Origin of the sequence: Cellulomonas soli, from assembly GCF_052036975.1 — a bacterium.
Taxonomy (GTDB): Bacteria; Actinomycetota; Actinomycetes; order Actinomycetales; family Cellulomonadaceae; genus Cellulomonas; species Cellulomonas soli_A.
Window position 1 is genome coordinate 66,299 of record NZ_JBQIAR010000004.1, and the last position, 25,476, is coordinate 91,774.

Below are 25,476 nucleotides of genomic sequence, written 5' to 3' on the forward strand. Positions count from 1 at the left end.
GCTCACCCGACGGCGACCCGCTCCAGGACGGCGGCGCCGTCGTGCAGCTCGACCTGAGGCGCGGGCCACGGTCCGCTGCCCGGGTTCGTGCGCACCGCGACCGCGGCGCCGACCCCCGGACCCACCTCCAGGTCGCTGACCCAGGCGGTCATGGCCGGGCGTGCGTCACCGCGCGCGAGGCGCACGTCGTCCCGGCGGACGTCGACCAGGTCGGGTGCGACCCGTAGCCCCGTGCCCCACGCCTTGAGGGTGGCCTCCTTGCGCACCCATGCGCGGGTCAGCGCAGCGGCGCGCCGGTCGTCCGGGAGCCGCTCGAACGCCTGCCGTTCGGGTTCGGACAACGCGACCTCGGCCAGCGGCGCCCGTGCCACCTGCGCGTGCGACTCGGTGTCGACGCCGACCGGACCCGTCGCCGTGATCGCCACGACCAGCAGCGGGCCGGAGCGGGTCAGGCTCACCTGCCAGGGCGCCTCACCCCTGTCGGGTCGTGGCTGCACCACGACGGGTCCGTGCGGCCTCCCGCACTCCGGGCAGGCGGCCCGGAGCCCGACCTGGTCCGGCGGCAGCCCGAGCCGTGCCCCCAGGGCGCCCCGCAGCAACGCCCGGGCCTGCACGAAGGACGACCGTCGAGCAGGCCGCATCGCCTCGGCGCGGGCGAGCTCCGCCGCGTCGAGCACGGGCACCAGCCGGTTGACGTCGACGTCGCGGGCAGCCGTCGCCCAGACGTCGACCCTCGGACCTGCGACACCTGCCTGCACGCCACCACTCTCGCGCACCGACGCCGTGCAGGGGGGTCCAGGATGGCCCTCCCACCCGTGGCCGGCGCCGCCTAGCCTCCCCGACATGCCCCTTCCTTGTCCCCGCTGGTCCGTCGTCGCGCTCGTCGGGCTGGTCGCGGCCACCCTCGGCGCCCGCTCTGGTGCCGACGTCCGCGGTCCCGCCTCCGACGGCGGTTCGACGGCGTCCGACCCGGTCGCACCGACGGCGCCCACGGCCGCCGGTGCGACCGCCGCGCGCTCGTCCGCCGCGCCGTCGAACGCCGGCAGCCCCATCCGCGTCGGCGAGACGGTCCTGGAGGGCAGGTTGTGGGACACCGCACCGAGCCGTGCGCTCATCGACCAGCTGCCGCTGACGTTGACGGTCTCCGACCTGAACGGCGTCGAGAAGACCGGGCGCCTGCCTCAGGAACGGCCAGCTTTATCACCGCAGCGGCCATCGCCGCAGACGGCGGCATAACCGCGTGAGGGTTCGCAGGACCCCCTGACGAGCGCCGAGGTGAGTGGAGAACGACGCTCGTCCGCGCGCGTTGCGGCACCGGGTGGACACGGGAGAGCAGGTGCACCCCCTGGTGCCCGGTGCGGGGGCGACCTGACGGCCGACCCGCTGCGGAAGGCGCGTCCGACCCCGCAGGGGTGGGTCGGCCAAGGGGGGTACCCGCGGCAACTCCCTCCGCTGGACGACGACTCCTACCGTGGTGGGCATGGCGACGAGCAGACGTGACGACGTGCGGGACTTCCTCCTCTCGCGTCGCGCGAAGGTCACCCCCGAGCAGGTCGGACTCCTGCCCGGGGGCCGTCGCCGTGTGCCGGGCCTGCGTCGCGGCGAGGTCGCGCAGCTGGCTGGGGTGTCGGTCGAGTACTACACGCAGCTCGAGCGTGGCGCCGTGGCCGGTGCCTCCGACAGCGTGCTCGACGCGCTGGCCCGCGCGCTGCTGCTGGACGACGCGGAGCGCGCCCACCTGTTCGACCTGGCCCGCTCGGGAGGCGGAGCGGGCACACGGGCGAGCGCACGTCGCAGGCCGAGCCTGCAGACCGTGCGCCCGGGCATCCAGCAGCTCCTCGACAGTCAGCTCGCGCCCGCCTGGGTCGGCAACACCCGGGGAGACCTCATCGCCACCAACCTGCTGGGCCGGGCGCTGAACTCGCCACTGTTCGACGAACCCGGCCGGCCCGCCAACCTGGCACGGTTCCGGTTCCTGAGCCCGCGGGCGGTGGACTTCTACCGTGACTGGGAGCAGACCGGTCGGGACACCGTCGCCGCACTGCGCCTCGCCGCAGGCAGCACCCCGTTCGACCGTGGCCTGACCGACCTGGTCGGCGAGCTGTCGACCCGCAGCGAGGAGTTCCGCACCCTGTGGGCCTCGCACGACGTGCGCGTGCACAGCACGGGCATCAAACGGCTGCACCACCCGGTCGTCGGTGACCTGGACCTGGCCTACGAGGGCTTGGCCCTCGCGTCCGACCCGGGTCTGATGATCTTCGTCTACAGCGCCGAGCCCGGCTCACCGTCCGCGCACGCCCTCGACCTGCTCGCCAGCTGGGCCGCGACGTCCCTGAAGGAGGCGCAGCCGGCCGTCGAGGCGCCCGCCACGAGCGTGCCCCAGCCGAAGGCGTAGCTCCCGCACCACCGACACACCCCGCGCGCCGCGCGGGTACCGCCAGTCGCACGCACACGTGCGCACCCGTCACGAGAGGTCCTCCGCATGTCCATCGAGATCCCGTCCGTCACCCTGAACAACGGCGTGCCGATGCCGATCCTCGGCTTCGGTGTCTTCCAGGTGCCCGACGAGCAGACCGAGCAGGTCGTAGCCGACGCGCTGGCGGCCGGCTACCGGCACCTGGACACGGCGGCCGTCTACGGCAACGAGGCGGGTGTCGGCCGGGCCATCGCCGCCAGCGGCATCCCGCGCGAGGAGCTGTTCATCACGACCAAGCTGTGGGTGCATGACGGTGGCGAGGACGGCACCAGGCGGGCGTTCGACGCGTCGCTGGAGCGCCTCGGCCTGGACCACCTGGACCTGTACCTGATCCATCAGCCGTACGGGGACGTGTACTCCTCGTGGCGTGCCATGCAGGACCTGTACGGCCAGGGCCGGGTTCGTGCGATCGGCGTCTCGAACTTCTACCCCGACCGGCTGGTCGACCTCATCACGAACACGGACGTCGTCCCGGCCGTCAACCAGGTGGAGACGCACCCGTTCTTCCAGCGCGCCGACTACCAGACGCTGATGGCCGAGCACGGCGTGCAGATCGAGGCCTGGGGTCCGCTTGCCGAGGGGCGCAACGACATCTTCACCAACCCGACCCTGACCGAGATCGGGCAGGTGTACGGCAAGTCCGTGGCGCAGGTCGCGCTGCGCTGGCTCGTCCAGCGCGGGGTCGTGGTCATCCCCAAGTCGGTGCGCCCTGAGCGCATGGCGGAGAACCTGGACGTCTTCGACTTCCAGCTCACCGACGACGACATGGCCCGCATCGCCACGCTGGACACCGGTGCGAGTGTCGCGTTCGACCACCGCGACCCGGCGTTCGTCGCTCAGATCGGCGGCGCCCGCATCGGGTGATCCGCCACGGAGCGGTGCACCCCCTGCCCTCAGGGTGCACCGCTGGCAGCACTCGCACGCGCGTACTGCCAGCACCCCCTCACCACCCCCGCGCCACACGGACGGACAGGACGATGACGACCACCTCCCCGGTTCCGGTGATCCCGCTCAGCACAGGGATCTCCATGCCCGCGCTCGGCCTGGGCGTCTTCCAGAGCGCCCCGGCCGACACGGCCGCCGCGGTCGAGACCGCCCTCGGTGCCGGGTACCGCCTGATCGACACCGCTGCCGTGTACTTCAACGAGCGTGAGGTCGGCGAAGGTGTGCGTCGATCCGGCGTCGACCGCAGCGAGCTGTTCCTCACGACCAAGCTCTGGATCAGCGACTACGGCGACCAGCGGCCGCGACGCGCGTTCGAGGACAGCCTGCGGCGGCTCGGCACCGACTACGTCGACCTGTACCTGCTGCACCAGCCGCTCGCCACCGAGTTCGACCGGACCGTGGCCGCCTACGAGGCCGCCGAGCGGCTGCTGGCCGCGGGACGCGTGCGCGCGATCGGCGTGAGCAACTTCCTTCCCGCGCACCTGGACGCCCTGCTCGCCCGGACGCAGGTGGTCCCCGCGGTGAACCAGGTCGAGCTGCACCCGTACTTCACGCAGAACCTGACCCAGTCGGCCGACACCAGGCGCGGCATCGTCACGCAGGCGTGGTCGCCGCTGGGCGGCGTGACCAGGTACTCCTCGCGGGACCGCAGCGCCGCACCCGACGTGCTGCGCGACCCGGTCCTGACGGGCATCGCGCAGGAGCACGGCGCGACCGTCGCGCAGGTCGTGCTGCGGTGGCACCTGCAGCAGGGACGGTCGGCGATCCCCAAGTCGATCACCCCGCGCCGCATCGTGGAGAACCTCGACGTGCTCGGCTTCGAGCTCACCGCGGACGAGCTCGCCCGGATCGACGCCCTGAACACCGGTGAGCGCGGTGGCCCTCACCCGGCCACCCTCACCCGGCGCTCGATGCCGATCACGATCGGCCGTGGCCCGGGGTGGTGGGCACGCCGAGGGCTCATCGGCGCGTTCGCGCGCCGTCAGCGCGGCCGCTGACCTGACCCTGCGTCCGACACCCACACCCGTACGACGAGAGGCGAGAGCTCATGACCGAGACATCGACCACCGCGTCGACCCGCACGGTGGGCCGACGCGGCTTCCTCCAGGGCGTGGCGGGCATCGCAGCACTGCCGCTCGCCGCGAGCCTGGTCGCCTGCACGTCCGAGCCTGCTCCTCCCGGCACGGCCAGCGGGTCCTCGTCGACCACCCGTCGCGCGCCGGGTGCTCCCGCACCGGCGGCGGTCACCCTCAGCACCACGCGTCGGCTCGGCGAGCTCGAGGTGTCGACGATCGGGTTGGGGTGCCAGACCATGCCAGGGACGCTCTACGGTCCGGTGACCAGCCGTGAGGACATGGTCGCCCTCGTGCGCGGCGCGGTCGACCAGGGCGTCACGCTCTTCGACACCGCCGAGGCGTACGGGCCTTTCGAGTCCGAGGCCATCGTGGGCGAGGCGCTCGAGCCGGTGCGTGACCAGGTGGTCATCGCCACGAAGTTCGGCTGGGACATCGACCCGGACACCGGTCGCATGGTGGGTGGCCTGAACAGCCGGCCCGAGCACATCAGGGTGGCCGTCGACGGGATGCTGCAGCGGCTGCGGACCGACCACATCGACCTGCTGTACCAGCACCGGGTGGACCCGCAGGTACCGATCGAGGACGTGGCCGGCACTGTCCGGGAGCTCATCGCCGAGGGCAAGGTGAGGCACCTCGGGCTGTCGGAACCAGGGTTGGAGACCGTTCGTCGCGCCCATGCCGAGCAGCCACTGACCGCGATCCAGAACGAGTACTCGGTCATGTGGCGAGGTCCCGAGGACGACGTCCTGCCGCTGTGCGAGGAGCTCGGCATCGGCTTCGTGCCGTTCACCCCGCTCGCAGCCGGGTTCGCGACGGGCACCATCAGCCCGTACACCGTGTTCAGTCCGGGTGACTTCCGCGCCGGCGTGCCCCGCAACAGCCCGGAGAACATGGCGGCGAACATGGCCGTGGTGCAGCTGCTGCAGGACTGGGCGGTGCGCACGGGGTCCACGCCGGCCCAGGTCTCGCTGGCGTGGCTGCTGGCGCGCCGTCCGTGGATCGTCCCGATCCCGAGTGCGACCCGCACGGCACACCTGCTGGAGAACCTCGGCGCCGAGGAGCTCTCCCTCACCACCGACGACCTCGCCGCGCTGGACGCCGCTCTGGCGGACCTCGGGGTCGAGGGCGACAGGCTGCCCGGCGGGGTGCTGGCTCTGAGCGGCGTCGAGGCGCCGACCCGGTAGGGCGGCAGGCTCAGCGCAGCAGCGTCCTGGCGAGGTAGTCGTCGAGGTCGATCCCGGCCTCGGCGACCTCCTCGCCGCGCACGGCCAGCCCCTCGCCGACGATCGCGTCCGGCGCGAGGGCGGAGTAGACCTCGACGGCCCGACCCAGACCGCTCATGGCGTGCGTCGTGACCGGCAGCAGGGTCGCACCACGCAGGGGCAACGCCTCGACGAACGTCGACATGATCATCGGCGGTCGCACGTTCCAGATGGGGCTGGCCAGGATCACGGTGCCGTACCCGCTCACGTCGGGCAGAGCTCCCGCGATCACCGGCCGGGCGTCCTCGTCCTGCTCGCGCACGTTGCGGTCGACCGTCTCGCGGTAGTCGTGCGGGTAGGGGTCGGCCGCCTCGATCCGGTACACGTCGCACCCGAGGCGGTCGGCGATCAGGGTGGCCAGCACCTCGGTGTTGCCCACCTCGAGGTCGCGGCGGCCGCCGTACCAGTAGTTCTCACCGGCGCGGGAGAAGTAGGCCAGCAGGATCGTGGACCCGGGGGTCGGCGCGGAGGAAGGCACAGGAGTCGTCTCCGGGTGGTCGGCGGCAGGGGTTCGGGCAGACAGGGTGGCGTCCGGGCCGTCGGTCCGCGCCGCCGTGCACGCCGCCGCCACCGCACCGGTTCCCAGCAGGAGCGAGGCCCTCAGGAACGTGCGCCGGTCGAGCCGGAGCCGGCTCATGCGGTCGGGCCGACGGCCTCGGCGTGGTGGGTCGCTGCGAGTGTGGCCAGCAGCGCGAGGCGGTCGGCGGCCGGGGTGCCGGGTGCGGCGCTGTAGGCGATGAGCAGCACGCCGGGCTCCTGCACCAGCTCCATCACGTCGTAGTCGAGCTCGAGGACACCCACGGCGGGGTGGTGCAGGCGCTTGAGCCCGGTGCGGTGCACGCGCACGTCGTGCGTGGCCCACAGGGTGCGGAACGTCTCCGACCGCGTGGACAGCTCGCCGACGAGGTCGGAGAGGGGCTTGTCGTACGGGTTGAGACCGGCGGCCGCGTGCAGCACGGCCACGCAGTCCCGGCTGACTGTCTCCCAGTCGGGGTAGAAGTCGCGACCCGCCGGGTCGAGGAACGCGAACCGGGCCGTGTTCGGCGTCGTGCCGGTGTGCTCGGCGTAGCGGAAGACCGGTGCATGCAGCTCCTTGGCCAGCGCATTGGCGGCCAGGATGTCCATGCGGGAGTCGCGCACGTAGGCGGGGACGGTGCCCATGGCGTCGAGCACCCGGCACAGGGACTGACGGACCGGCGCCGGCCTGGCCGGCGTGCGGCGCTTACGCGCGGGCTGGCTGGCCGCCCGGGCGAGGTTGCGCAGGTGCGCCAGCTCGGCGTCGTCGAGCCTCAGCGCCCCGGCCAGGGCGTCCAGCACGGAGTCGGAGACCCCGGCGAGGTTCCCGCGCTCGAGGCGCGCGTAGTACTCGGAGGAGACCCCCGCCAGCACGGCGACCTCGTCGCGGCGCAGACCGGCGACCCGACGCCGCCCGGTGCCGGCGGGCAGCCCGACGTCCGCCGGGCTCAGCCGTGCCCGGCGTGACGCGAGGAAGTCGCGCACCTCGTCCCGTTGATCCATGGCCTCGACGGTACGAGGCACGCGCGTGCCGAGCCACGTACTGGCAGTACACCCGTCGGCAGAGCGTTCCTCGGTGGCGTCCACGGTGGTGTCGTAGAGGCCGACACTCCCGGTCTGTCCGGGTCCCCACACGCAGCAGCGAGGACATGACGATGCGAGCGACGTTCCTGTACGGCGCCGGTGACATCCGGGTCGAGGAGGTACCCGACCCGACGATCCAGGAGCCGCACGACGCGGTGCTCCGCGTCGTGCGGGCCTGCGTGTGCGGCTCGGACCTGCACCGCTGGCACGACTTCCCGGCGGCCAAGGTCGGCCGACCGATGGGCCACGAGCTGCTCGCCGTCGTCGAACAGGTGGGCGCCGACGTGACGTCGGTGCGTCCCGGCGACTTCGTGATCTGCCCCTTCGGGATCCAGGACAACACCTGCGTGTACTGCCGCGAGGGCTTCCAGACCTCGTGCGAGCACGGTCACTTCTTCGGCACCGGTGGCATCGGGGGAGCGCAGGCCGAGCTGGTGCGCATCCCGCAGGCCGACGGCACGCTCGTGAAGACCGGCACCGCGCTGGAGGACACCGACGACGCGCTGCTGAACTCCCTGCTGACCCTCTCGGATGTGTTCCTGACCGGGCACCACGCGGCGCACAGGGGCCGCGTGGGCCCCGGCAGCACCGTCACCGTGATCGGCGACGGTGCGGTGGGCCTGTCCGCGGTGCTGGCCTCGCGGCGGCTGGGAGCGGAGCGGATCATCCTCATGGGCCGGCACGCGGACCGCACCGCGCTCGGTCGCGACTTCGGGGCGACCGACGTCGTGGCCGCACGCGGCGAGGAGGGGGTGGCGGCGGTGCGCGACCTCACCGCCGGCCAGGGCGCGCACGTGGTCATCGAGGCCGTCGGGCACATGCCTGCCTACGAGCAGGCGTACGGCATCGTCCGTGTGGGGGGCATCATCTCGCGCGTGGGCGTGCCCCAGTACGAGTCGGCACCGGTCGGCTGGGCGTCGCTGTTCGCCAAGAACATCACCCTGACGGGCGGGCCCGCGCCCGTGCGCGCGTACCTCGAGCAGACACTGCCCGACGTGCTCTCCGGCGCGCTCGACCCCGGCCGCGTGTTCGACCGCACCGTCTCGCTGGACGACGTCGCCGAGGGCTACCGCGCCATGGACTCGCGCGAGGCGCTCAAGGTCGTCGTCCTGCCCTGAGCGTCCGCACCCACCCCCTGCCCCCGATGTCGCGGGCGTCCCACCCTGCGAACCGCGACCGAGGATCCTCATGACCGTCGAGCCCAGCACCACCCGCCCGGACGTCGCCGTGACGACGTCGCCGCCCTCCCGCAGCCCGCGTGCCGCGCTCGCGGTGGCCATGCTCGGGTTCTTCGTCGTCGCCCTGGACTCCCAGGTCGTCAACGTCGCCCTGCCGACCATCCGCGACGACCTGGGCGGGAACCTGTCCGCGCTGCAGTGGGTCGTCACTGGTTACACGCTGAGCTTCTCGGCGCTGCTGCTGTTCGGGGGCACCTTCTCCGAACGGATCGGGGCGCGGCGCGCGTACGGGGTCGGCATGGTGCTGTTCGTCGCCGCCTCCGCACTGTGCGGGCTCGCGCCGAACCTGGTCCTGCTGGTCGTCGCCCGCGTGCTGCAGGGCGTGGGTGCCGCGCTGATCACCCCGACGTCGTTGGCGCTGATCCGGCAGGAGTACACCGACGCGGCCGCCCGCACCCGGGCGATCGCCTACTGGGCGATGGGCGGGTCCGTGGCCGCGGCCGCCGGTCCGATCCTGGGAGGCGTGCTCGCGCAGTCCGACTGGCGATGGATCTTCTACCTGAACCTGCCCGTCGGCGTGCTCGCCCTGGTGGTGCTCGCGCGCGTCGGCGACTCCCCGCGCCGCGTCGTGCCGTTCGACACCGCCGGCCAGGTCACCGCCGTGCTCGCCCTCGCGGGCACGACGTTCGCCGTGATCGAGGGCGCCGATCTGGGGTACGGCAGCACCCCCGTGCTGGCGGCCGCCGTGGTCGCGGTGCTCGCCGCCACGGTGTTCCTGCGGACCCAGGCGCGCGGCGCGCACCCCATGGTGCCGCTCGACCTGTTCCGGTCCCGGCGCGTCACCGTGAGCCTGGTGGCCGCGTTCATGGGCATGGTGGGCTTCTACGGTCTGGTGTTCGTCCAGGGGCTCTACTTCCAGCAGGCACGCGGCCTCGACCCGCTCACCACGGGGCTGCTGTTCCTGCCGATGACCGGACTGGTGGCCCTGCTCAACCCGCTGGCCGCCCGGCTGGCCGTGCGCACCGGACCGGTCGTCCCGATCGTGGGCGGACAGCTGGTGCTGGTCGCCGGCCTCGTCTGCCTCGTCCTGACCCCCGCGACCGCGCCGACATGGGTCGTCGCCGTGCTGATGATCCCCGTCGGCGTCGGTGGCTCGTTCACCGTGCCGCCGTTGACAAGCCTGCTGCTGGACGCCGTACCCGCCGAGCGTGCCGGGACCGCCTCTGGTGTGCTGAACACGGCGCGCCAGGTCGGCGGCTCCCTCGGTGTGGCGGCCGTCGGTGCCGTCCTGGCCTCCCAGGCCGACCTGCTGCACGGTCAGCGGATCGCCCTGAGCGCCGTCGCCGTGCTCGTCGCGGCCACCGCACTGCTGAGCCTCACCCTGCGTCACCCGTCCCGATCGATCAAGGAGACACCATGACCACGACCCTCACCCTGAACAACGGGGTGCTCATGCCGGCGCTGGGGCTCGGGGTGTTCCAGACACCGCCCGAGGAGACCGTGGCGTCCGTCCGCACCGCGCTCGAGGTGGGCTACCGGCTCATCGACACCGCGGCCGCGTACGGCAACGAGCGAGAGGTCGGCCAGGCCATCGCCACCTCGGGCGTGCCGCGCGAGGAGGTGTTCATCGAGACGAAGGTCTGGATCAGCGACTACGGCTACGACGCGACGCTGCACGCGTTCGAGAAGTCCGCAGGCAAGCTGGGCGTCGAGCAGATCGACCTGCTCCTGCTGCACCAGGCCCTGCCGGGCCGGTTCGCCCTGACCATCGACGCCTACCGCGCGCTGGAGCGTCTGCTCGAGGACGGCAAGGTCCGGGCGATCGGCGTCTCGAACTTCATGCCGGAGCACCTCGATGCGCTCCTGGCCGCCACCTCGGTGGTGCCCGCGGTGAACCAGGTGGAGATCCACCCGTACTTCCAGCAGCGGGACGTGCAGGCCGCGGACGCCGCCCACCGCATCGTGTCGCAGGCGTGGTCGCCGATCGGGGGGATCACCTCGTACCGCGACACCGGTGCGGGTCGCACGTTCGACGACCCCGCGATCGTGGCGATCGCCGAGGCCCACGACAGGACGCCCGCTCAGGTCATGCTGGCCTGGCACCTGCAGCAGGGCCGATCGGCCATCCCGAAGTCGACCAAGGCTGCCCGCATCGCGGAGAACTTCGCGGTCTTCGACGTCGCGCTCACGCCCGAGGAGCTCGCGACCATCGACGCACTCGACCAGGGCGTGCGCCGCGGGCCCGAGCCGGAGGTCATCACGCTCGAGACGTTCCACCGCGACATCCCCGAGGCCTGAACCGGGTGGCGTGCCCACCCCGAGACAAGGAGAGTGCCATGACGAGCTGGACCGCCGACGAGCTGGACCGTGTGGGAGGGGCCACCGAGCTGCGGGTCGCCAGCCGGCGCCCCGACGGCAGCCTTCGGCCGTTCGTGACGATCTGGGTCGCCGCAACCGGCCACCAGGTGTACGTGCGTTCGGCGCGCGGCACCGACAACCCGTGGTTCCGACGTGCCACCGAGTCCGGACGCGGCCGGATTATCGCCGGTGGAGTCGAACGCGACGTGCGGTTCGAGGCCCCCGACCCGCAGGTGCATCCGCAGATCGACGAGGCGCTGCACCTCAAGTACGACCGCTACGGACCCGGACCGGTCGGTGCGATCACCGGGTCGGGCACCTGGGCGGGCACGCTGCGCGTCATCCCGGAGTAGTCGTCGGCCGGGTGCGCACACGGGAGCCATGAGGTCCGGCGCCACCATCCGCGGTCCTGGCTCAGCCGTCGAGCCGCTGCACGAGCTGGACCGGGTGGCCGTCGGGGTCCTCCACGAAGGCCACGCTCAGCAGCCCGTCATGGAAGGGGTGGGGGCCGCGCATGTCGGCGCCCCCCGCCTCGAGGCCGAGCTGTTCGAGGCCGCGCTCGACGAGGCCGCGCAGCGATACGAGGACTGGCGTGACGAGCGACTGGCCGGTGAGACCGATCCGTTCCGCCGCCTGGCGATGAGCATCAGGCTCACCGGCCGGCTGCACTGGGAGCACCCCCAGGAGGCCGATCTGCTCATCCGGCAGCTGACGTTCCTGCGTGCGGGCACGCGGCACCTGCCCGCCCGGGTGCGCGAGGACGTCGTCGCGGCCATCGAGGCCGTACCCGTGTCGGCGCGGGCCGCGAGCCGGGCGGACGTCACGGTCATCGCGGCCGCCCAGCTGCCCGACGACGCCCGGGCGGACCTGGCCGACGCGCTCGCCGCCGACATCCTGCGACTGCTCGGGGTGGACGACGACCTCATCGTCGGACTGGTCGCCGAGCCGATCGGCTGATCCGCGCACGGGGGTCGCGGCGTCGCGTGCCGCGCATCCGGTGACGGTCTCGATGTCGACCCCTGCGCCCCCGGGTCGCAGGGCCAGCCGGGCCCGTCTCAGGGTCTCGTTGCCTGCAGCGCCTGGTACATCTCGCGCGGGGTCGGTGCGGCGGGCAGGTCGTCGGCTCCCGGGTGGAACGACTGGAGCATGTACTCGACGAGCCGGCTCGACGCCTGCCGGTTGCCGCCCGTGGCGTGGACGAGGCCGGCGTTGGCCATGAGCAGCAGGACGAGGTCCTGGTGCTCGAAGTCACGGCGCAGGACGTCGGCGTCCTGCGCGCGGTGCACCAGCTTCGTGAACGCGCGGAACGCCCGCGACCGCTGGGGGTGGAACGCGCGTCGCGGCGCGAGGGCGAGGATGTCGGCGAAGCCCGCATCCTCGACCTGCATGCGGCAGACGACGCGGACGTAGTCGCTGAACCCGGTCCACGGGTCGTCGACCACGAGCGCAGCCTCCGCGGCGTCGGCGTAGACGTCCATCTTGGCGGCGAACACGGCGGCGACGAGGTCGTCGGCGGTGGGGAAGCGCCGGTAGAGCGTGGCGATCCCGACGCCGGCTCGCTTGGCGACCTCGGTCAGCGGGATGTCCAGGCCCTGCTCGGCGTAGAGCTCGCGCGCGGCGCCCAGGATGCGCGCGCGGTTGCGCTCGGCGTCCACGCGCAGCGGTTCGCCGTCGCTGGGGATCTGGTCGACGGGGGTCATGGATCGAGCATACCGACAAATGGAATAGGCCCTCCGGTTGTCGTGTTAGCGTCGGTACGAACTGGAGACAGTCCTCCACTTGATCCCATCAGGAGAGCCCCATGCGTGCAGTCGCCTTCGCCGAGCTCGGTGCCACCCCGCAGGTCCACGACGTCGCCGTCCCCGAGCCTGCCGAGGGCGAGGTGCGCGTCCGTGTCCACGCGGCCTCGGTGAACGGGTTCGACCTGGCCGTCGCCGCCGGGTACCTGGACGGGATGATGGAGCACCGCTTCCCGGTCGTGCTCGGCAAGGACTTCGCCGGCGTCGTCGACGCGATCGGCGCCGGGGTCGAGGGCTACGCGGTCGGCGATCGAGTGTTCGGCGTGGTCACCAAGACGTTCCTCGGGGACGGGTCGTTCGGTGAGTACGTGACCGTGCCGGTCGCTGTCGGCCTGGCCCGGCTGCCCCGGTCGGTGAGCTTCGTCGACGGTGCCGCTCTCGGTCTGGCCGGGACCGCCGCGGTGGACGCCGTGGACGCGGCCCGGCTCGAGGCCGGGCAGGTCGTCCTGGTGGCCGGTGCCACGGGCGGTGTCGGGAACCAGGTCGTCCAGCTCGCGGTGCGCTCGGGAGCGACCGTGATCGCGACGACCCACACCGGGCCGGAGACGGCACTCGTCACGAGTCTGGGTGCGGCGGAGGTCGTCGACTACCGCCAGGACGTCGCCGCGCAGGTGCTCGCCGCCCACCCGGGCGGTGTCGACGCCGTGATCCACCTGGCCGGGGACGCGGCGACCCTGCTTCCGGCGTTGCGCGCCGGAGGTCGGTTCGCCTCGACCCTGGTCATGTCGCCCGATCAGCTGCCCACCGACGCGGCGACCGTCGTTCCGGTGTTCGCGACCCCGACGACCGCGACCCTCGACCGCCTCGCGGACGACAGCGCCCAGCGGCACACCACGGTGACGATCGAGCGGACCTACCCCCTCGACCAGGTCGGCCGGGCGTTCGCCGACTTCGGCGCCGGCACCGTCGGCAAGCTCGTCATCACGATCGACTGACCCCACCCACCGCGCGGGGGTCGGCCGAGCCGCCCCGCCACCTGAACGGACCGACCCATGGACCTCGGCGTCTTCTCCCTGACCGACATCGCGGGCGACCCCTCCGGCGGACCTCCGCCGAGCGTGAGCAGGCGGCTCGACGACATCGTCGGCTACGGCGTCCTGGCCGACCGGTTGGGGCTGGACGAGTTCGGCATCGGCGAGCACCCCAGTCACCAGTACGCCGTGTCCTGCCAGGCCGTCGCCCTGGCGGCCGTCGCGCCGGCCACCGGCACTGACCACCCGAACGAAGGAACCCGATGAACGTCACCGTCTTCGGCGCCACCGGCGCCATCGGCCAGCTCGTCGTGGCCGACCTGCTCAAGGCCGGCCACGCGGTCACCGCCTACGTCCGCAACCCCGCCAAGGTCCCCGCCTGGGGCGACCAGGTGCGGGTCGTGGTCGGTGAGATCACCGACGGTGCCGCGATCGACACGGCGGTGGCCGGCAGTCGGGCCGTCGTCAGCGCGCTGGGCCCCAGCATGGACCGCAAGGCCCAGGGCCTTCCGTTGGTCGAGGGCACCCGCCTGATCCTGGAAGCCATGCAGAGGCACGGGGTGCGTCGCTACGTCGGGAACGGGACCCCCAGCGTCCTCGACGTCCGCGACAGGCGCACCCTGCAGGCACGCCTGGTGGGTTGGATGGGGCGCACCTTCCTGCCCCGTGCCTACGACGAGCTCGTCCAGATGTCCGCGCTCGTGACCGGCTCAGGCCTGGACTGGACCATCGTGCGATTCATCGCCCCCAAGGACGGCCCCGCCAAGGGTGTGCGCCGGATCGGGTTCTTCGGCACCGACAGGCTCGGCTTCGCCGTCACACGGGCCGACATCGCCGCCTTCACGGCCGCGCAGGTCGACGACAGCACCTACGTCAACGCCGCACCCGCCGTCAGCAACTGAGATCCGAGGACCCCCACATGACCATCGCCGTCTGGATCGTCTCCGGCCTGCTCGCCGCCCTGTACCTGACCGCAGGCCTGATGAAGACCCTCCGACCCAAGGCCGCCCTGCGGGCCGGCCTGCCGTGGGTCGAGGACTACGCGTCCTCCACCGTCAAGCTCATCGGCACCACCGAGCTGCTCGGGGCCTTCGGCCTGATCCTGCCCTGGCTCACCGGCATCGCCGAGGTCCTGACACCGCTGGCCGCCACCGGCCTCGTCGTCATCCAGGCCCTCGCGATCGGTGCGCACTTGCGCCGCGGTGAGCGGGACGTGCTCGCCTTCAACGTTGCGCTCCTGGCCGCGGCGGCCTTCGTCGCCGTCGCCCGGTTCGCAGGCCTCTGATCGGCACAACCGCGCCGGAGCGGCACCGATCTCGACGCGGTGGCACTACCCCCGGGGTGGCTTCGACATCGCGTACGCCGAGGGCTGACGGCCGGCGGCAGGTCCCGCAACGATGAGGGGCTGGTCACCCGGACGGTGACCAGCCCCTCATATCGGCGTGGCGCTACGCGCTGGCCGTCTCCCGCCCGACCACAGGGGCGGTCGCGGCCTCGGCGGAGACCTGCGACGACGTCAGCGCCGCGGCGGTCTCCCGCTCGACCTGCAGCTCGCGGCGGTCCGCCAGCCGGAAGAAGGGGAAGTAGCAGGCGACGGACAGCAGGTAGCAGGCGATCAGGAAGATCCCGAAGCCCACGCCGGCGCCGAGCAGGAACCCGCCGGGGATGAACGGCATCGTCATGACCGAGAACGGCAGGGTGACCCACGGGACCCCGATGATCCCGGCGCTGATGAGCACGTAGCCGAGCGTGAGCTGGATCAGGGGGACCAGGACGAACGGGATCGCCATGATCGGGTTGAACACGACCGGGAAGCCGAACATCATCGGCTCGGTGATGTTGAAGACGCTGGGCGGGAACGCGAGCCGGCCGAGGGTCTTGTACCGCTCGCTCTTCGCGAACAGCAGCATGTTCGTCGACAGGCCGATGAGGCTTCCGCCACCGCCGACCCACTGGACGATCGCGAACACGACCGTGAGCGTGATCGTGTAGGGCAGCGGGTCACCGGCCGTCCCCGCGACCTGGTTCTCGGTGGCCGGGCCGATCATGAGGGGCAGGACCACGAACCACACGGCGCCGTTGTGGATACCCACCGTCCAGCACAGCTGGGCGATCAGCAGCAGGATGAACCAGGTGGCGAAGGAGTTGCTGACGCTGGCCAGCGGGGCGCCGATGATGGTGAAGATCAGCTGGGACAGGTGCCCGTAGGAGGTGTTGGCGAGCACCGCGTGCACGACCAGGAACAGGGTGCCGACGATCACGGCCGGCACGATCGACTCGAACGGGCGCGACACGTTCGGCGGGACGCTGGCCGGCATCTTGATCTTCCAGCCGCGGGCGACGATGAACGCGTACAGCCGCACGGCCACGAGCGAGACGATGATCGCGGTGAAGATGCCCTGGCTGCCGAGCCACTGCGTCGGGATGACGCCGGTGGCCAGGAGCTCGGTGTCGCCGCTGACCACCGTCGTGGAGAACGGCATGACGAGCAGGAACGAGGCCAGCCCGGTGATCGTGGTGGCGAGCGGGTCCTGCTTGAGCTCGCGGCCCAGCGAGTAGCTGATGCCGATCACGGCGTACAGGCCGAGCAGCCCGAAGGTCGCGTCGGAACCGAACTGCAGCGCGGCGCCCAGGCTGTGGCCGGCGAGCCAGTCCGTCCATGCGGTCACCGGGAACCCGAGGATCATCGAGCACACGGCGCCGAACATCAGCGCCGGCAGCGCCGCCATGAAGCCGCCGGTGATCGACTTGACGTAGACGTTCTCCTGGATGCGCGTGGCGACGGGTTGGACACGTTCGACGACGGTGTCGATGTTCATCAGTGGAGCCCTTTCAGTGGAGCCGGCTGACGGCTCGCCCGTTTGCGGTGTACCGATGCTCCCGAGGGCGAATCGGGCCGTGCCACCAGAGTCCGTTCCTCGACGGCGGAACCAGCCTGAACCGGCAGGTCCGACCCTGCCCGCACCGGCTGGCACCGGTCTGGGAGCGCGAGTCTGCCACCCGGGCGGCCGGCGGGCACGTGTGCTGGAGGTGTGCTTCCGCGGAGGCGGAAGCGCACCTACCTCGACGCCCGGTCGGTGCGCCCAGCAGGCTGACGCCGCCGGTTCGCGACACACGACGACGAGAGCGCGGACGGTCGGCAGCGAGAAGAGGTCCACATGGTCGACGACCAGTTCGTGCCCCTGTTCGACGGCACATCCACCGCCGGCTGGCGGGCCATCCCTCGGGTCTACGGCACCGTCCGGCCGGGCGGCCCCACGATCGCCGAGGTGTACCGGGAGCAGGGCCTGTGCCCCCCGCAGGCCCCGCAGGACCACCCTGCTCGGTGGACGGTCGAGGACGGCGTGCTGGTCGGCAGGCAGGACCCGCCGGGCTGCGGCTACGGCGGGTACCTGATCACCGAACGTGCATTCGGTGACTTCGAGCTCGTGCTGGAGACGAAGCCCGACTGGCCGGCGGACACCGGCGTGATGGTGCGTCGCCCCGCGGACTCCTGGGAGGGGTTCCAGGTGCTCCTCGACCATCGACCGCACGGGGGCATCGGCGGGTTCTTCGGCAACGGCCTGGCCAGCTTCTCGGCCGTGCCGTTCACGGTGGACGTCGAGCGCGACACGCACGAGCGCCCGGTGGGCCTGCGGATCGACGACGCGGGCGCCGGTCCGGGCACGGCGATCGCGCACCGGCGCGCGCAGCTGTCCCAGGCGTGCGAGGCCGAGGAGTTCCTGCGTGCCTGGCGCTGGGGGGAGTGGAACGAGCTGCGGGTGCGGTGCGTCGGGCACCTGCCGCGACTGACGACGTGGGTCAACGGTCTGCTCGTCGCCGAGCTGGACACCGCCGCGATCGACTGGCCCGGCTACGACCCCGACACCGTGGCCCGCACGCTCGGTCCGCGCGGGCACATCGCGCTCGAGGTGCACGACAACGACCCGGTCAGCGGCCTGGACCGCTGGGGCGCGGACGCCGCCTGCCGCTGGCGCAACATCCGGATCGCAGAGCTGTGACCACCCGCAGGTCGGCCGGAGGCCGTCTGCCAGGACAGGAGACGACATGACGACCATCAGGATCGGCGTGCTCGGTGGAGGACCGATCGCCGCCGTGTTCGCCGAGCGCATCGCCGAGCTCGACGGTGTCGAGCTCGGCGCGATCAGCGCGGCGGCAGGGGAGGACGTGACCGCGTTCGCCGAGCGCCACGGCGTGCCGGTCGCGCCGGACGAGCATGCCCTGGCCGCCGACGTGACGCTCGACGCCGTGTACGTCGTCAGCGTCAGCTCGCTGCACGCCGAGCACGCGATCAGACTGCTGCGCGCGGGCAAGCACGTGCTGGTCGAGAAGCCGATGGCGTGCACCGCCGCGCAGGTCGCGGCCATGACCGCCGCCGCCCGTGAGCACGACCGGCTGCTCATGGAGCTGTACCCGGCCGCGTTCGAGCCGAACATCGCCGCCCTGCGCGAGGCGCTGCCACGCCTGGACCGTGTGCGGCGCGCCGTGCTGGTCAAGGACCAGTACTCCTCGGCGTTCGACGCCTACCGGGCCGGCCAGAACCCGCCCGCCTTCGACCCGGCGTTCGGGGGCGGCTCGATCCTCGACCTGGGCTTCTACCCGGTGTCGCTGGCTGTCCACCTCTTCGGTGCGCCGAACTCGGTCACCGCGACCGGACGGCTCCTGGACAACGGCGCCGACTCCCAGGGCCTGATCGTCCTGGGCTACCCGGACCTCGAGGTCGCCTGCCTGCACTCGAAGGTGTCCAGCTCGGCCATCGACTCGCAGGTCGCCGGTGAGTTGTCCGCGCTGCTGCTCGACGACATCTCGACGCCCAGCAGGGTGCAGCTGCTCGAACGCGGCCCCTCGCGGCGCCTGGAGCCGGTCGCCGACCTCTCGCGCGAGCGGACCGGCAGCCACCTGGTGTACGGGATCGACGCGTTCGTCGACCTGCTGCGCGAGGGAGCCCGGGACAGCGCGATCCACCCGCTCGCCGACGTCGCGACCGCGCACCAGGTGCTGGACGAGGCGCGTCGGCAGGTCGGCGTGCGCTTCCCGGCCGACGACTGACCCGCCGACCCTCCACGAGAGACGAGACCGACGTGACCCTTCCGTCCAGCTTCCCTGACCCGTCCTTCCTCGGCCGTGGGACCGCGCCGTCCCTGCGCTGGGGCGTCGTCGGGGCCGGGCACATCGCCCAGGAGTGGGTGCCGGCCGTCCAGCGGCACACCGAGCAACGGGTCGTCGCCGTCGCCGCACGGACCGCCGGACGGGCCGAGCAGTTCGCCGCCCGGTTCGGCATCGAGACCGCCGTCGAGTCGGCGCAGCAGCTCCTCGACCTCCCGCAGGTCGACGCGGTCTACGTCGCGACCCCGGACAGCGAGCACGTCCCGATCGGGCTCATGGCCGTCGCGGCGGGCAAGCACGTGCTCGTCGAGAAGCCCGTCGCGCCCTCCGCGGCGCAGGCCCAGGAGCTGTTCACCGCGGCCGCCCGCGCGGGGGTCCTCGCCATGGAGGCGATGTGGACGCGGTACCTGCCGCAGTTCGACGTGATCCGCCGACTCGTGGCCGACGGGGTCCTGGGTGAGCTCGAGCTCGTGGTCGCCTCCGCGTGCCGCGCGCTCGTGCCCGCCCGGGTTGCCGACGACGGTGCCTTCGACGCGAGCGCGGTGGCCGGGATGGGCGTCTACCCGATCGCCCTCGCCTCGGACCTGCTGGGCACGCCGACCGTGGTGCGTGCGCTCGGGCGCACGACGCCGGCGGGCGGCGACCTGACGGCCTCCGTGCTGCTCGGGCACGCCGGTGGCGCCCAGGCGTCGATCACGACCAGCATCGCGACGCGCGCACCGGTCACCGCGACGATCTCCGGCACGCGGGCACGGGTCGACCTCGAGGAGTTCTTCTTCAACCCGACCTCGTTCACGCTGACCACCCCGGAGAAGATCGGCACGAGCATGCGCTGGCAGGAGCCCACCGGGATGGCCCTGTACGACGGGCTGGCCTGGCAGGTGCTCGCGCTCGCGCAGTTCGCGGGGGAGGGGCGCGTCGAGTCGCCGCTGCACACGCACGCCGAGACGGTGGCGATCCTGCGGACGATCGAGTCCGCCCGCGCCCAGCTGACCCCGCCCGCACCGCGCTGACGCCGCTCGTGCGCGACGCCGGCGCACCGCCCAGCAGCGGACCTGACCTGCACCATGCCCAGGAAGGCAGCCTTGTGAACCCCCAGCACGTGGTGGCGGACGCCGCCGTGTCCTCCCGTCCCGTCCTCCCCGCCGGCGCACGTCCCGGCGCGGCTTCCCAGGTCATCCACGGCGTCGGCGTCGGCCGCAACGCCGTGGTGGGCCCCGTCGCACGGGCGCATCCCGCACCGTCGGTGCGCGCCGATGCGCCCGCGCCGCTCGACACCGACGCGGCGGTGCGCCAGGTCACCGAGGCTCTCGCGCGGGTCGGCGACCGCCTGCGCGTGCGCGCCGAGCGCGCCGAGGGGACGCTCGCGCAGGTGCTCGCCGCCGCCGCGGCAATGGCCGCGGACCCCGCCCTGCTGACCGACGCCACGGCGCGCGTCGCTGCGGGCACGGATCCGGCACTGGCCGTCTGGCAGAGCACGGAGCAGTTCGCCGCCCTGTTCACCGCCGCCGGCGGCTACCTCGCCGAGCGCGTCACCGACCTGGTGTCCGTGCGTGACCGGGCGATCGCGCAGCTGCGGGGCCTGCCGGAACCAGGCGTGCCGGCGCTGTCGCGACCGTCCGTCGTCGTGGCGCAGGACCTCTCGCCCGCGGACACGGCCGTGCTCGACCTCGACCTGGTGCTGGCCATCGTCGTGGAGCGCGGTGGCCCGACGTCGCACACCGCGATCATCGCCGGCCAGCTCGGTCTGCCCTGCGTGGTCCGCGCGACCGACGCCGCGACCCTCGTCGACGGCGAGCTCGTGGCCGTCGACGCCGCGCGAGGGACCATCGTGACCGCCCCCGACGCACAGGTGCTGGCGGCGGTGGCCCGACGGCGCGAAGGCCTGGCGGCGCTCGTGGCCGACACAGGCGACGGCGCGACGGCGGACGGCCACGCGGTGCAGCTGCTGGCGAACATCGGGACGGCGCAGGACGCCGAGCGGCTGCCCGTTGCGGGTGTGCAAGGAGTGGGCCTGTTCCGCACGGAGGTGCTGTTCCTCGACGCGCAGAGCGCGCCCGGCCGCGAGGACCAGGGCGCGACCTACGCGCGTGTGCTGGCCGCCCTCGGCGGGCGCAAGGTGGTGGTCCGCACCCTCGACGCGGGTGCGGACAAGCCGCTGGCGTTCGTCACGCAGGCGGACGAGGAGAACCCCGCGCTCGGCGTCCGCGGGTACCGGCTCGTGCGGTCCGCCCCCGAGCTGCTGAGTACGCAGCTCGCGGCGATCGCGGACGCGGCGAGCCGGACGGGCCAGGACCCGTGGGTGATGGCCCCGATGATCGCGACCGCTGCCGAGGCCTCGGCGTTCGCGACCGCCGCGCGGCGCGCCGGTCTGCGTCAGGTCGGGGTGATGGTCGAGGTCCCCTCGGCGGCCCTGCGTGCGCGGGAGATCCTGGCTGAGGTGGACTTCGTCTCGTTGGGCACCAACGACCTCGCGCAGTACACGATGGCGACCGACCGGTTGCGCGGTGAGCTGGCAGACCTGCTGGACCCGTGGCAGCCGGCCGTGCTCGACCTGGTCGCTGCGACCGTCGAGGCCGGGCTCGAGCTGGGCAAACCGGTCGGCGTCTGCGGGGAGTCCGCCGCCGACCCGGTCATGGCGCTGGCGCTGACCGGGATGGGCGTCAGCTCGTTGTCCATGGCGGCGACCGCGATCCCCGCCGTGCGGTTCGCGCTGCGGGCGCACCCGATGGCCGTGTGCCGGCAGGTCGCCGCCGTCGCACGGTCGGCCGAGAGCGCTCAGCATGGGCGGGCCGCGGCCCTGCGGCTCGTCGAGCCGGATGTGCGCGCCGCGCTGGCGCTCGACCTGACGTGATCGTCTTCCTGGACGTCGACGGCACGTACGCCCACCACGGCGTGGTGCCGCAGGTGCACGTGCAGGCGGTGCGGGACGCCCGCGCCCGCGGGCACCGCGTCCTGCTGTGCACCGGACGACCGATGTCGATGCTGTCTCCGGCGCTCCTGGCGGCCGGCTTCGACGGCGTCGTGGCCAGCGCCGGTGCGTACGTCGAGATCGACGGGTGCGTGCTCAAGGACGTGCGGTTCCCCGCCCAGCTGGCAGCACGGACCGTGCAGGTGCTCGACGAGCACGACGCGGCGTACGTGCTGGAGGCTCCGGACCGCCTGCTGGGCCCACCCGGGGTGCGCGTCCGCGCGGACCGAGCGTTCGCCGCGCTGCAGGCCGACCGCGAGCCGCGTGCCGGCCGGCTCGACTTCCTCGACGCGCTGGAGGCGCGCGACGACCTGAGCGAGGCCTCGTTCGGCAAGGTGACGGTGCTCGTCTCGCGCACCCCGATCGTCGAGCTCGGACGTGCCGTCGGACCCGGCGTGGCGACGATCACGAGCTCGATCCCCGGGATGGGGACCTCGTCCGGGGAGATCTACCTCGCGGACATCCACAAGGCGCTGGGCGCACAGCTCGCTGCCGAGCACCTCGGCCACTCCCGCGAGTCGGCGGTCGCCGTCGGTGACGGCCTCAACGACGTCGAGCTGCTCGCCTGGGCCGGGACGGGCGTCGCCGTCGACGGTGCGCCACCGGCCGTCCTGGCCGCTGCCGACCGGGTCGCACCCGGGCCGGAGCGCGGCGGCATCGCCCTGCTCTTCGGCGAGCTGGGCCTCGTCCCGAGGTGAACCACGGTGCCTCGTGCGTCACGGGTGCCGTCATCGGTCCCAGGAGCGCAGACGAGAGCGGGAGGGCACCCCACCCCCACGGTGGGTGCCCTCCCGCTCTCGTCGGGCGCGAGGTCAGTCGGCCGAGGTCGCGACGGGCACACCGAGCCGCTCGTACACGTGGACCAGCTCCTCGGCCAGGTCGCGCACGGTCATGGCCGAGGTCAGGTGGTCCTGCGCGTGCACCAGGATGATGTTCACCGGCACCCGCTCACCGCGCGCCTCGCTCTGCACCAGCTCGGTCTGCCGCTGGTGAGCAGCCGCGAGCGAGCTCTCCGCCGCCGCGAGCAACCGCCACGCCTCGGGCAGGTCGCCCCCGCGTGCGGCCCGCAGCGCGAGCATCGCGCTCGATCGCGCATCACCCGCCTGCGAGATCAGCTCGAATGCGATCGCGTATTCCTCATCCATCGCTGAACTCCCTGCGCAACCCTGGGTCGTGGGCGGGATCGATCACCCGCCGTGTGGTGCGACCAGCCTCCGGCCGAGGGGTACGACTGTGCCACCAGCGGTGCTTCCTCCGCGGCGGAACCGCCGCTCGTTGCCGCGTGCTGCCGGGCATGTGACAGTGATGAGGACGGTGGGGCCCCCACCGTCGCACGCCCGTCGGAGGCTCGGTGTACACGACCAAGCAGGAGCAGCTCCTGCGCATCCTGCGCGACGCCACGGAGGCGACGCCGGGGACGCGGTTGTCCACCGCCCTGGGCGTGTCGACCCGCAGCGTGCGCAACTACGTCCGTGAGCTCAACGAGCTCGCCGGCACGGAGATGATCTCCGCCTCGCACCGCGGCTACGTGCTCGACGAGCGCGCTCTGCGATCCTTCGAGCAGGGCCGGCGGGAACGCACCCGTGCCGACACCCCCATGCAGCGCCTGTACTACATCGTCCGCCGCCTGGTCACCTCGCAGGACGGTGTCGACGTCTACGACCTGGCCGCGATGCTGTACGTGTCGGACGCGACGATCGAGGCCGACCTGGCGAAGGTGCGCACCCTCGTGCGCGAGTTCGCCCTGGTGCTGCGCCGCCACCAGTGGGTGGTGGCGCTCGAGGGCTCCGAGCGGGACAAGCGCCGCCTCGTCCGGCAGATCCTGCTCGACTCGACGCACGGCGTCGCCGCGGTCGGGCTGTCGGCCGCGCTGCGCGAGTACCACTCCTACGACCTGCCCAGCCTGATCGCGCTGCTGCGCCAGACGCTCACCGGGCACGGCCTGACGGTGCAGGAGTACGCGCTCACCGACCTGGCCCTGCACGTCGTCATCGCCGTCGACCGGGTCTCCGCCGGGCACCTGCGCGAGCAGCAGACCGGCGACCAGGAGCAGTACCCGGCGCTGGAGGCGGTCGCCGACGACCTCGCCGACACGCTCGAGGCACGCTACGGCGTCAGCCTGCCCGCACCCGAGCGCCGTGACCTGGCCCGGCTGATCGCCGCGCGCACCGGACCGAACCTCGACGCGGCGGGCCTCGTCGCGGACGACCCGTCCGTGGTGCTCGTGCGCCAGGTGATGCGCGAGCTGTCGGAGTCCTACCTGCTGGACGTCGACGACCCGACCTTCCCGGTCAACCTCGCTCTGCACGTGCACAACCTCGTGCGACGGGCCCGCACGGGTGCGTACGCCAGGAACCCGCTCGGGGCCTCGTTCAAGCAGTCGCACCCGCTCGTGCACGAGCTGGCCGTGTTCGTCGCCAGCCGGATCGAGGCCGGCACCGGCGTCGAGGTCAACGAGGACGAGATCGCGTTCCTGTCGCTGCACCTGGGCGCCCACCTGCACAAGAGCCTGGCCGCGGTGGACCAGGTCTCGGTCGCCTGCGCGGCACCGCAGTACTACGACGCGCACCGCGCGTTCGTCGACCGTCTCGCCGAGCACCTGGGGGACACCGCCGTCATCCAGGTCGCCGTCGACACCGTGCACCACGACTGGTCGACCACGAGCGCCGACGTGGTGGTCAGCTCGGTGGAGGTCGGGGCGGACGTGCCCGCAGAGGTCGTGATGATCTCCCCTGTCCCGACCCGAGCCGAGCTCGACCGCGTCAGCGACGTCGTGCGTGCGGTCCGGGCCCGCAAGGTGGCCTCCCGCATCCGGTGGACGTTGTCCGAGCTGCTCGACCCCCGGCTGTTCTGGCACGTGGACCGGGTCACGCAGGGCGAGGCGCTGAGCCTGATGTGCCGTCGGCTGCACGAGGAGGGCGTGACCGCAGCGAACATCCTCGACGACGTCCTCGAGCGGGAGCGGCTGTCCCCGACCGCGTTCGGCGGGGCGTTGGCGGTGCCGCACTCGATGCGCATGGACGCGACGCGCACCGCGATCTCGGTGCTGGTCAGCGACGAACCGATCGAGTGGGCCGGGTCGCAGGTGCACCTGGTCGTGCTCTTCGCGCTGAGCGCCGACGGCCGGCACGTGTTCCGCGACGTGCTCGACGAGATGATCGCCGCCCTGGCCGAACCGGCGAAGATCGCCACCCTCATCGGTGGGTCGGCATCGTACGAGGACTTCGTCACGACGCTGCTCGAGACCGTGGGTCGGTGAGACCGCAGGCCGATCCCGGGGTTCCGCGTCGGCGGAAACGGGGCTAATGGCACACGGCGGCCAGGTCGGAAACGATGGTTCTGCCAGCCGAGGTCACCGACGCCGGAGCACCGGCTGGCACAGGGCCCGCACCGACGCGGACCCCTTGCCACGGAGGTCACCATGAACGTCCTGCTCGCCTGCGCCGCGGGTATGTCCACCAGCCTGCTCGTCGCCAACATGCGTAAGTTCGCCGCTCCGGGCGACACCATCGAGGCCGTCTCGTTCTCCGAGGTCGCCGAACGTCTCGGCGAGTTCGACGTGGTGCTGCTCGGCCCGCAGATCCGGTTCCGGCTCGCCGAGGCCCAGCAGCTGGCCGGTGCCCAGGGCAAGCCGGCCGGTGTCATCGACATGCGCGTCTACGGCACGATGGACGGCGCCTCCGCGCTCGCCCAGGCCACGTCGCTGCTCGCTGCCTGACCCACCGCACAAGCACG

27 protein-coding genes are annotated in these 25,476 nt (G+C 72.6%); 21 read left to right on the plus strand and 6 right to left on the minus strand.

Going from position 1 to position 25,476, the window contains the following annotated elements:
* Positions 1–2 precede the first annotated feature (2 nt).
* The gene (locus ACTHAM_RS05555) at positions 3–758 is read right to left on the minus strand and encodes a 4'-phosphopantetheinyl transferase family protein (protein WP_440685197.1); all 756 of its coding nucleotides are present in this window, start codon (positions 756–758) and stop codon (positions 3–5) included.
* An 85-nt stretch (positions 759–843) separates the two neighbouring features.
* On the opposite strand from ACTHAM_RS05555, the gene ACTHAM_RS05560 reads away from it, so the two are divergent.
* The 5 genes from ACTHAM_RS05560 (at position 844) to ACTHAM_RS05580 (ending at position 5,681) form a co-directional block, all read left to right on the plus strand.
* Positions 844–1,236 carry a cyclophilin-like fold protein gene (locus ACTHAM_RS05560; RefSeq protein ID WP_440685199.1) on the plus strand — a complete coding sequence of 131 codons (393 nt, stop codon included), beginning with the start codon at positions 844–846 and terminating at the stop codon, positions 1,234–1,236.
* A 244-nt stretch (positions 1,237–1,480) separates the two neighbouring features.
* Positions 1,481–2,395 (plus strand): MmyB family transcriptional regulator, encoded by a 915-nt coding sequence (locus ACTHAM_RS05565; protein WP_440685201.1) that lies wholly within the window; start codon positions 1,481–1,483, stop codon positions 2,393–2,395.
* 87 nt (positions 2,396–2,482) lie between these two features.
* Positions 2,483–3,340: an aldo/keto reductase gene (locus ACTHAM_RS05570; protein WP_440685203.1), complete on the plus strand. Its 858-nt coding sequence runs from the start codon at positions 2,483–2,485 to the stop codon at positions 3,338–3,340.
* A gap of 113 nt (positions 3,341–3,453) precedes the next feature.
* Positions 3,454–4,419 carry an aldo/keto reductase gene (locus ACTHAM_RS05575; RefSeq protein ID WP_440685205.1) on the plus strand — a complete coding sequence of 322 codons (966 nt, stop codon included), beginning with the start codon at positions 3,454–3,456 and terminating at the stop codon, positions 4,417–4,419.
* Positions 4,420–4,469: 50 nt separating this feature from the next.
* Positions 4,470–5,681, plus strand: a complete 1,212-nt coding sequence (locus ACTHAM_RS05580) for an aldo/keto reductase (protein ID WP_440685206.1) — start codon at positions 4,470–4,472, stop codon at positions 5,679–5,681.
* Between the two features lie 10 nt (positions 5,682–5,691).
* Here ACTHAM_RS05580 and ACTHAM_RS05585 read toward each other — a convergent pair whose 3' ends face one another.
* Together ACTHAM_RS05585 and ACTHAM_RS05590 are read right to left on the minus strand one after the other, a co-directional pair.
* Entirely contained in the window at positions 5,692–6,396 is a 705-nt protein-coding gene (locus ACTHAM_RS05585; protein ID WP_440685207.1) for a flavodoxin, read from the minus strand.
* Positions 6,393–7,277 (minus strand): helix-turn-helix domain-containing protein, encoded by an 885-nt coding sequence (locus tag ACTHAM_RS05590; RefSeq protein WP_440685209.1) that lies wholly within the window; start codon positions 7,275–7,277, stop codon positions 6,393–6,395. Before ACTHAM_RS05590 ends, ACTHAM_RS05585 begins: the two co-directional genes overlap by 4 nt.
* Before the next feature lie 152 nt (positions 7,278–7,429).
* Between ACTHAM_RS05590 and ACTHAM_RS05595 the strand changes: the two genes are divergently transcribed.
* From ACTHAM_RS05595 to ACTHAM_RS05615, 5 genes are all read left to right on the plus strand, one after another.
* Positions 7,430–8,476: a zinc-binding dehydrogenase gene (locus tag ACTHAM_RS05595; RefSeq protein WP_440685652.1), complete on the plus strand. Its 1,047-nt coding sequence runs from the start codon at positions 7,430–7,432 to the stop codon at positions 8,474–8,476.
* Positions 8,477–8,546: 70 nt separating this feature from the next.
* Entirely contained in the window at positions 8,547–9,956 is a 1,410-nt protein-coding gene (locus ACTHAM_RS05600) for an MFS transporter (RefSeq protein WP_440685211.1), read from the plus strand.
* The gene (locus tag ACTHAM_RS05605; RefSeq protein WP_440685213.1) at positions 9,953–10,834 is read left to right on the plus strand and encodes an aldo/keto reductase; all 882 of its coding nucleotides are present in this window, start codon (positions 9,953–9,955) and stop codon (positions 10,832–10,834) included. Before ACTHAM_RS05600 ends, ACTHAM_RS05605 begins: the two co-directional genes overlap by 4 nt.
* Positions 10,835–10,872: 38 nt before the next feature.
* The gene (locus ACTHAM_RS05610) at positions 10,873–11,247 is read left to right on the plus strand and encodes a DUF2255 family protein (RefSeq protein WP_440685215.1); all 375 of its coding nucleotides are present in this window, start codon (positions 10,873–10,875) and stop codon (positions 11,245–11,247) included.
* 28 nt (positions 11,248–11,275) lie between these two features.
* Positions 11,276–11,851, plus strand: a complete 576-nt coding sequence (locus ACTHAM_RS05615) for a hypothetical protein (RefSeq protein WP_440685217.1) — start codon at positions 11,276–11,278, stop codon at positions 11,849–11,851.
* Positions 11,852–11,949: 98 nt separating this feature from the next.
* On the opposite strand, the gene ACTHAM_RS05620 is transcribed toward ACTHAM_RS05615, so the two are convergent.
* Positions 11,950–12,594: a TetR/AcrR family transcriptional regulator gene (locus tag ACTHAM_RS05620; protein WP_440685219.1), complete on the minus strand. Its 645-nt coding sequence runs from the start codon at positions 12,592–12,594 to the stop codon at positions 11,950–11,952.
* 101 nt (positions 12,595–12,695) lie between these two features.
* Here ACTHAM_RS05620 and ACTHAM_RS05625 point away from each other — a divergent pair, with 101 nt between their 5' ends.
* Genes ACTHAM_RS05625 through ACTHAM_RS05640 form a run of 4 tightly spaced genes read left to right on the plus strand, consistent with a single transcriptional unit; the run spans position 12,696 to position 14,949 of the window.
* Positions 12,696–13,628, plus strand: coding sequence for an NADP-dependent oxidoreductase (locus tag ACTHAM_RS05625; protein ID WP_440685221.1), 933 nt, complete (start codon positions 12,696–12,698; stop codon positions 13,626–13,628).
* A 57-nt stretch (positions 13,629–13,685) separates the two neighbouring features.
* Positions 13,686–13,931 (plus strand): LLM class flavin-dependent oxidoreductase, encoded by a 246-nt coding sequence (locus ACTHAM_RS05630; protein ID WP_440685223.1) that lies wholly within the window; start codon positions 13,686–13,688, stop codon positions 13,929–13,931.
* A complete protein-coding gene (locus ACTHAM_RS05635; protein WP_440685225.1) occupies positions 13,928–14,566 on the plus strand; it encodes an NAD(P)-dependent oxidoreductase in 639 nt (212 codons plus the stop codon). Before ACTHAM_RS05630 ends, ACTHAM_RS05635 begins: the two co-directional genes overlap by 4 nt.
* Before the next feature lie 17 nt (positions 14,567–14,583).
* Positions 14,584–14,949 carry a DoxX family protein gene (locus ACTHAM_RS05640; protein WP_440685227.1) on the plus strand — a complete coding sequence of 122 codons (366 nt, stop codon included), beginning with the start codon at positions 14,584–14,586 and terminating at the stop codon, positions 14,947–14,949.
* 163 nt (positions 14,950–15,112) lie between these two features.
* Here the strand turns inward: ACTHAM_RS05640 and ACTHAM_RS05645 are convergent, their stop codons facing one another.
* Positions 15,113–16,483, minus strand: a complete 1,371-nt coding sequence (locus ACTHAM_RS05645) for a PTS sugar transporter subunit IIC (RefSeq protein ID WP_440685229.1) — start codon at positions 16,481–16,483, stop codon at positions 15,113–15,115.
* A 339-nt stretch (positions 16,484–16,822) separates the two neighbouring features.
* On the opposite strand from ACTHAM_RS05645, the gene ACTHAM_RS05650 reads away from it, so the two are divergent.
* The 5 genes from ACTHAM_RS05650 to ACTHAM_RS05670 all read left to right on the plus strand — a co-directional run bounded on the left by ACTHAM_RS05650 (position 16,823) and on the right by ACTHAM_RS05670 (position 22,439).
* Positions 16,823–17,665: a 3-keto-disaccharide hydrolase gene (locus ACTHAM_RS05650; RefSeq protein WP_440685231.1), complete on the plus strand. Its 843-nt coding sequence runs from the start codon at positions 16,823–16,825 to the stop codon at positions 17,663–17,665.
* Between the two features lie 46 nt (positions 17,666–17,711).
* Positions 17,712–18,713: a Gfo/Idh/MocA family protein gene (locus ACTHAM_RS05655; RefSeq protein WP_440685233.1), complete on the plus strand. Its 1,002-nt coding sequence runs from the start codon at positions 17,712–17,714 to the stop codon at positions 18,711–18,713.
* Between the two features lie 32 nt (positions 18,714–18,745).
* Positions 18,746–19,783, plus strand: coding sequence for a Gfo/Idh/MocA family protein (locus tag ACTHAM_RS05660; RefSeq protein ID WP_440685235.1), 1,038 nt, complete (start codon positions 18,746–18,748; stop codon positions 19,781–19,783).
* A gap of 74 nt (positions 19,784–19,857) precedes the next feature.
* Positions 19,858–21,624, plus strand: a complete 1,767-nt coding sequence (locus tag ACTHAM_RS05665; protein ID WP_440685237.1) for a putative PEP-binding protein — start codon at positions 19,858–19,860, stop codon at positions 21,622–21,624.
* Positions 21,621–22,439 (plus strand): HAD hydrolase family protein, encoded by an 819-nt coding sequence (locus ACTHAM_RS05670; protein ID WP_440685239.1) that lies wholly within the window; start codon positions 21,621–21,623, stop codon positions 22,437–22,439. Before ACTHAM_RS05665 ends, ACTHAM_RS05670 begins: the two co-directional genes overlap by 4 nt.
* A gap of 114 nt (positions 22,440–22,553) precedes the next feature.
* Here the strand turns inward: ACTHAM_RS05670 and ACTHAM_RS05675 are convergent, their stop codons facing one another.
* Positions 22,554–22,886, minus strand: a complete 333-nt coding sequence (locus ACTHAM_RS05675) for a PTS lactose/cellobiose transporter subunit IIA (protein ID WP_440685241.1) — start codon at positions 22,884–22,886, stop codon at positions 22,554–22,556.
* A gap of 206 nt (positions 22,887–23,092) precedes the next feature.
* Between ACTHAM_RS05675 and ACTHAM_RS05680 the strand changes: the two genes are divergently transcribed.
* Together ACTHAM_RS05680 and ACTHAM_RS05685 are read left to right on the plus strand one after the other, a co-directional pair.
* Positions 23,093–25,000 carry a BglG family transcription antiterminator gene (locus ACTHAM_RS05680; protein ID WP_440685243.1) on the plus strand — a complete coding sequence of 636 codons (1,908 nt, stop codon included), beginning with the start codon at positions 23,093–23,095 and terminating at the stop codon, positions 24,998–25,000.
* A gap of 162 nt (positions 25,001–25,162) precedes the next feature.
* A complete protein-coding gene (locus ACTHAM_RS05685) occupies positions 25,163–25,459 on the plus strand; it encodes a PTS sugar transporter subunit IIB (RefSeq protein ID WP_440685245.1) in 297 nt (98 codons plus the stop codon).
* Positions 25,460–25,476: the final 17 nt, after the last annotated feature.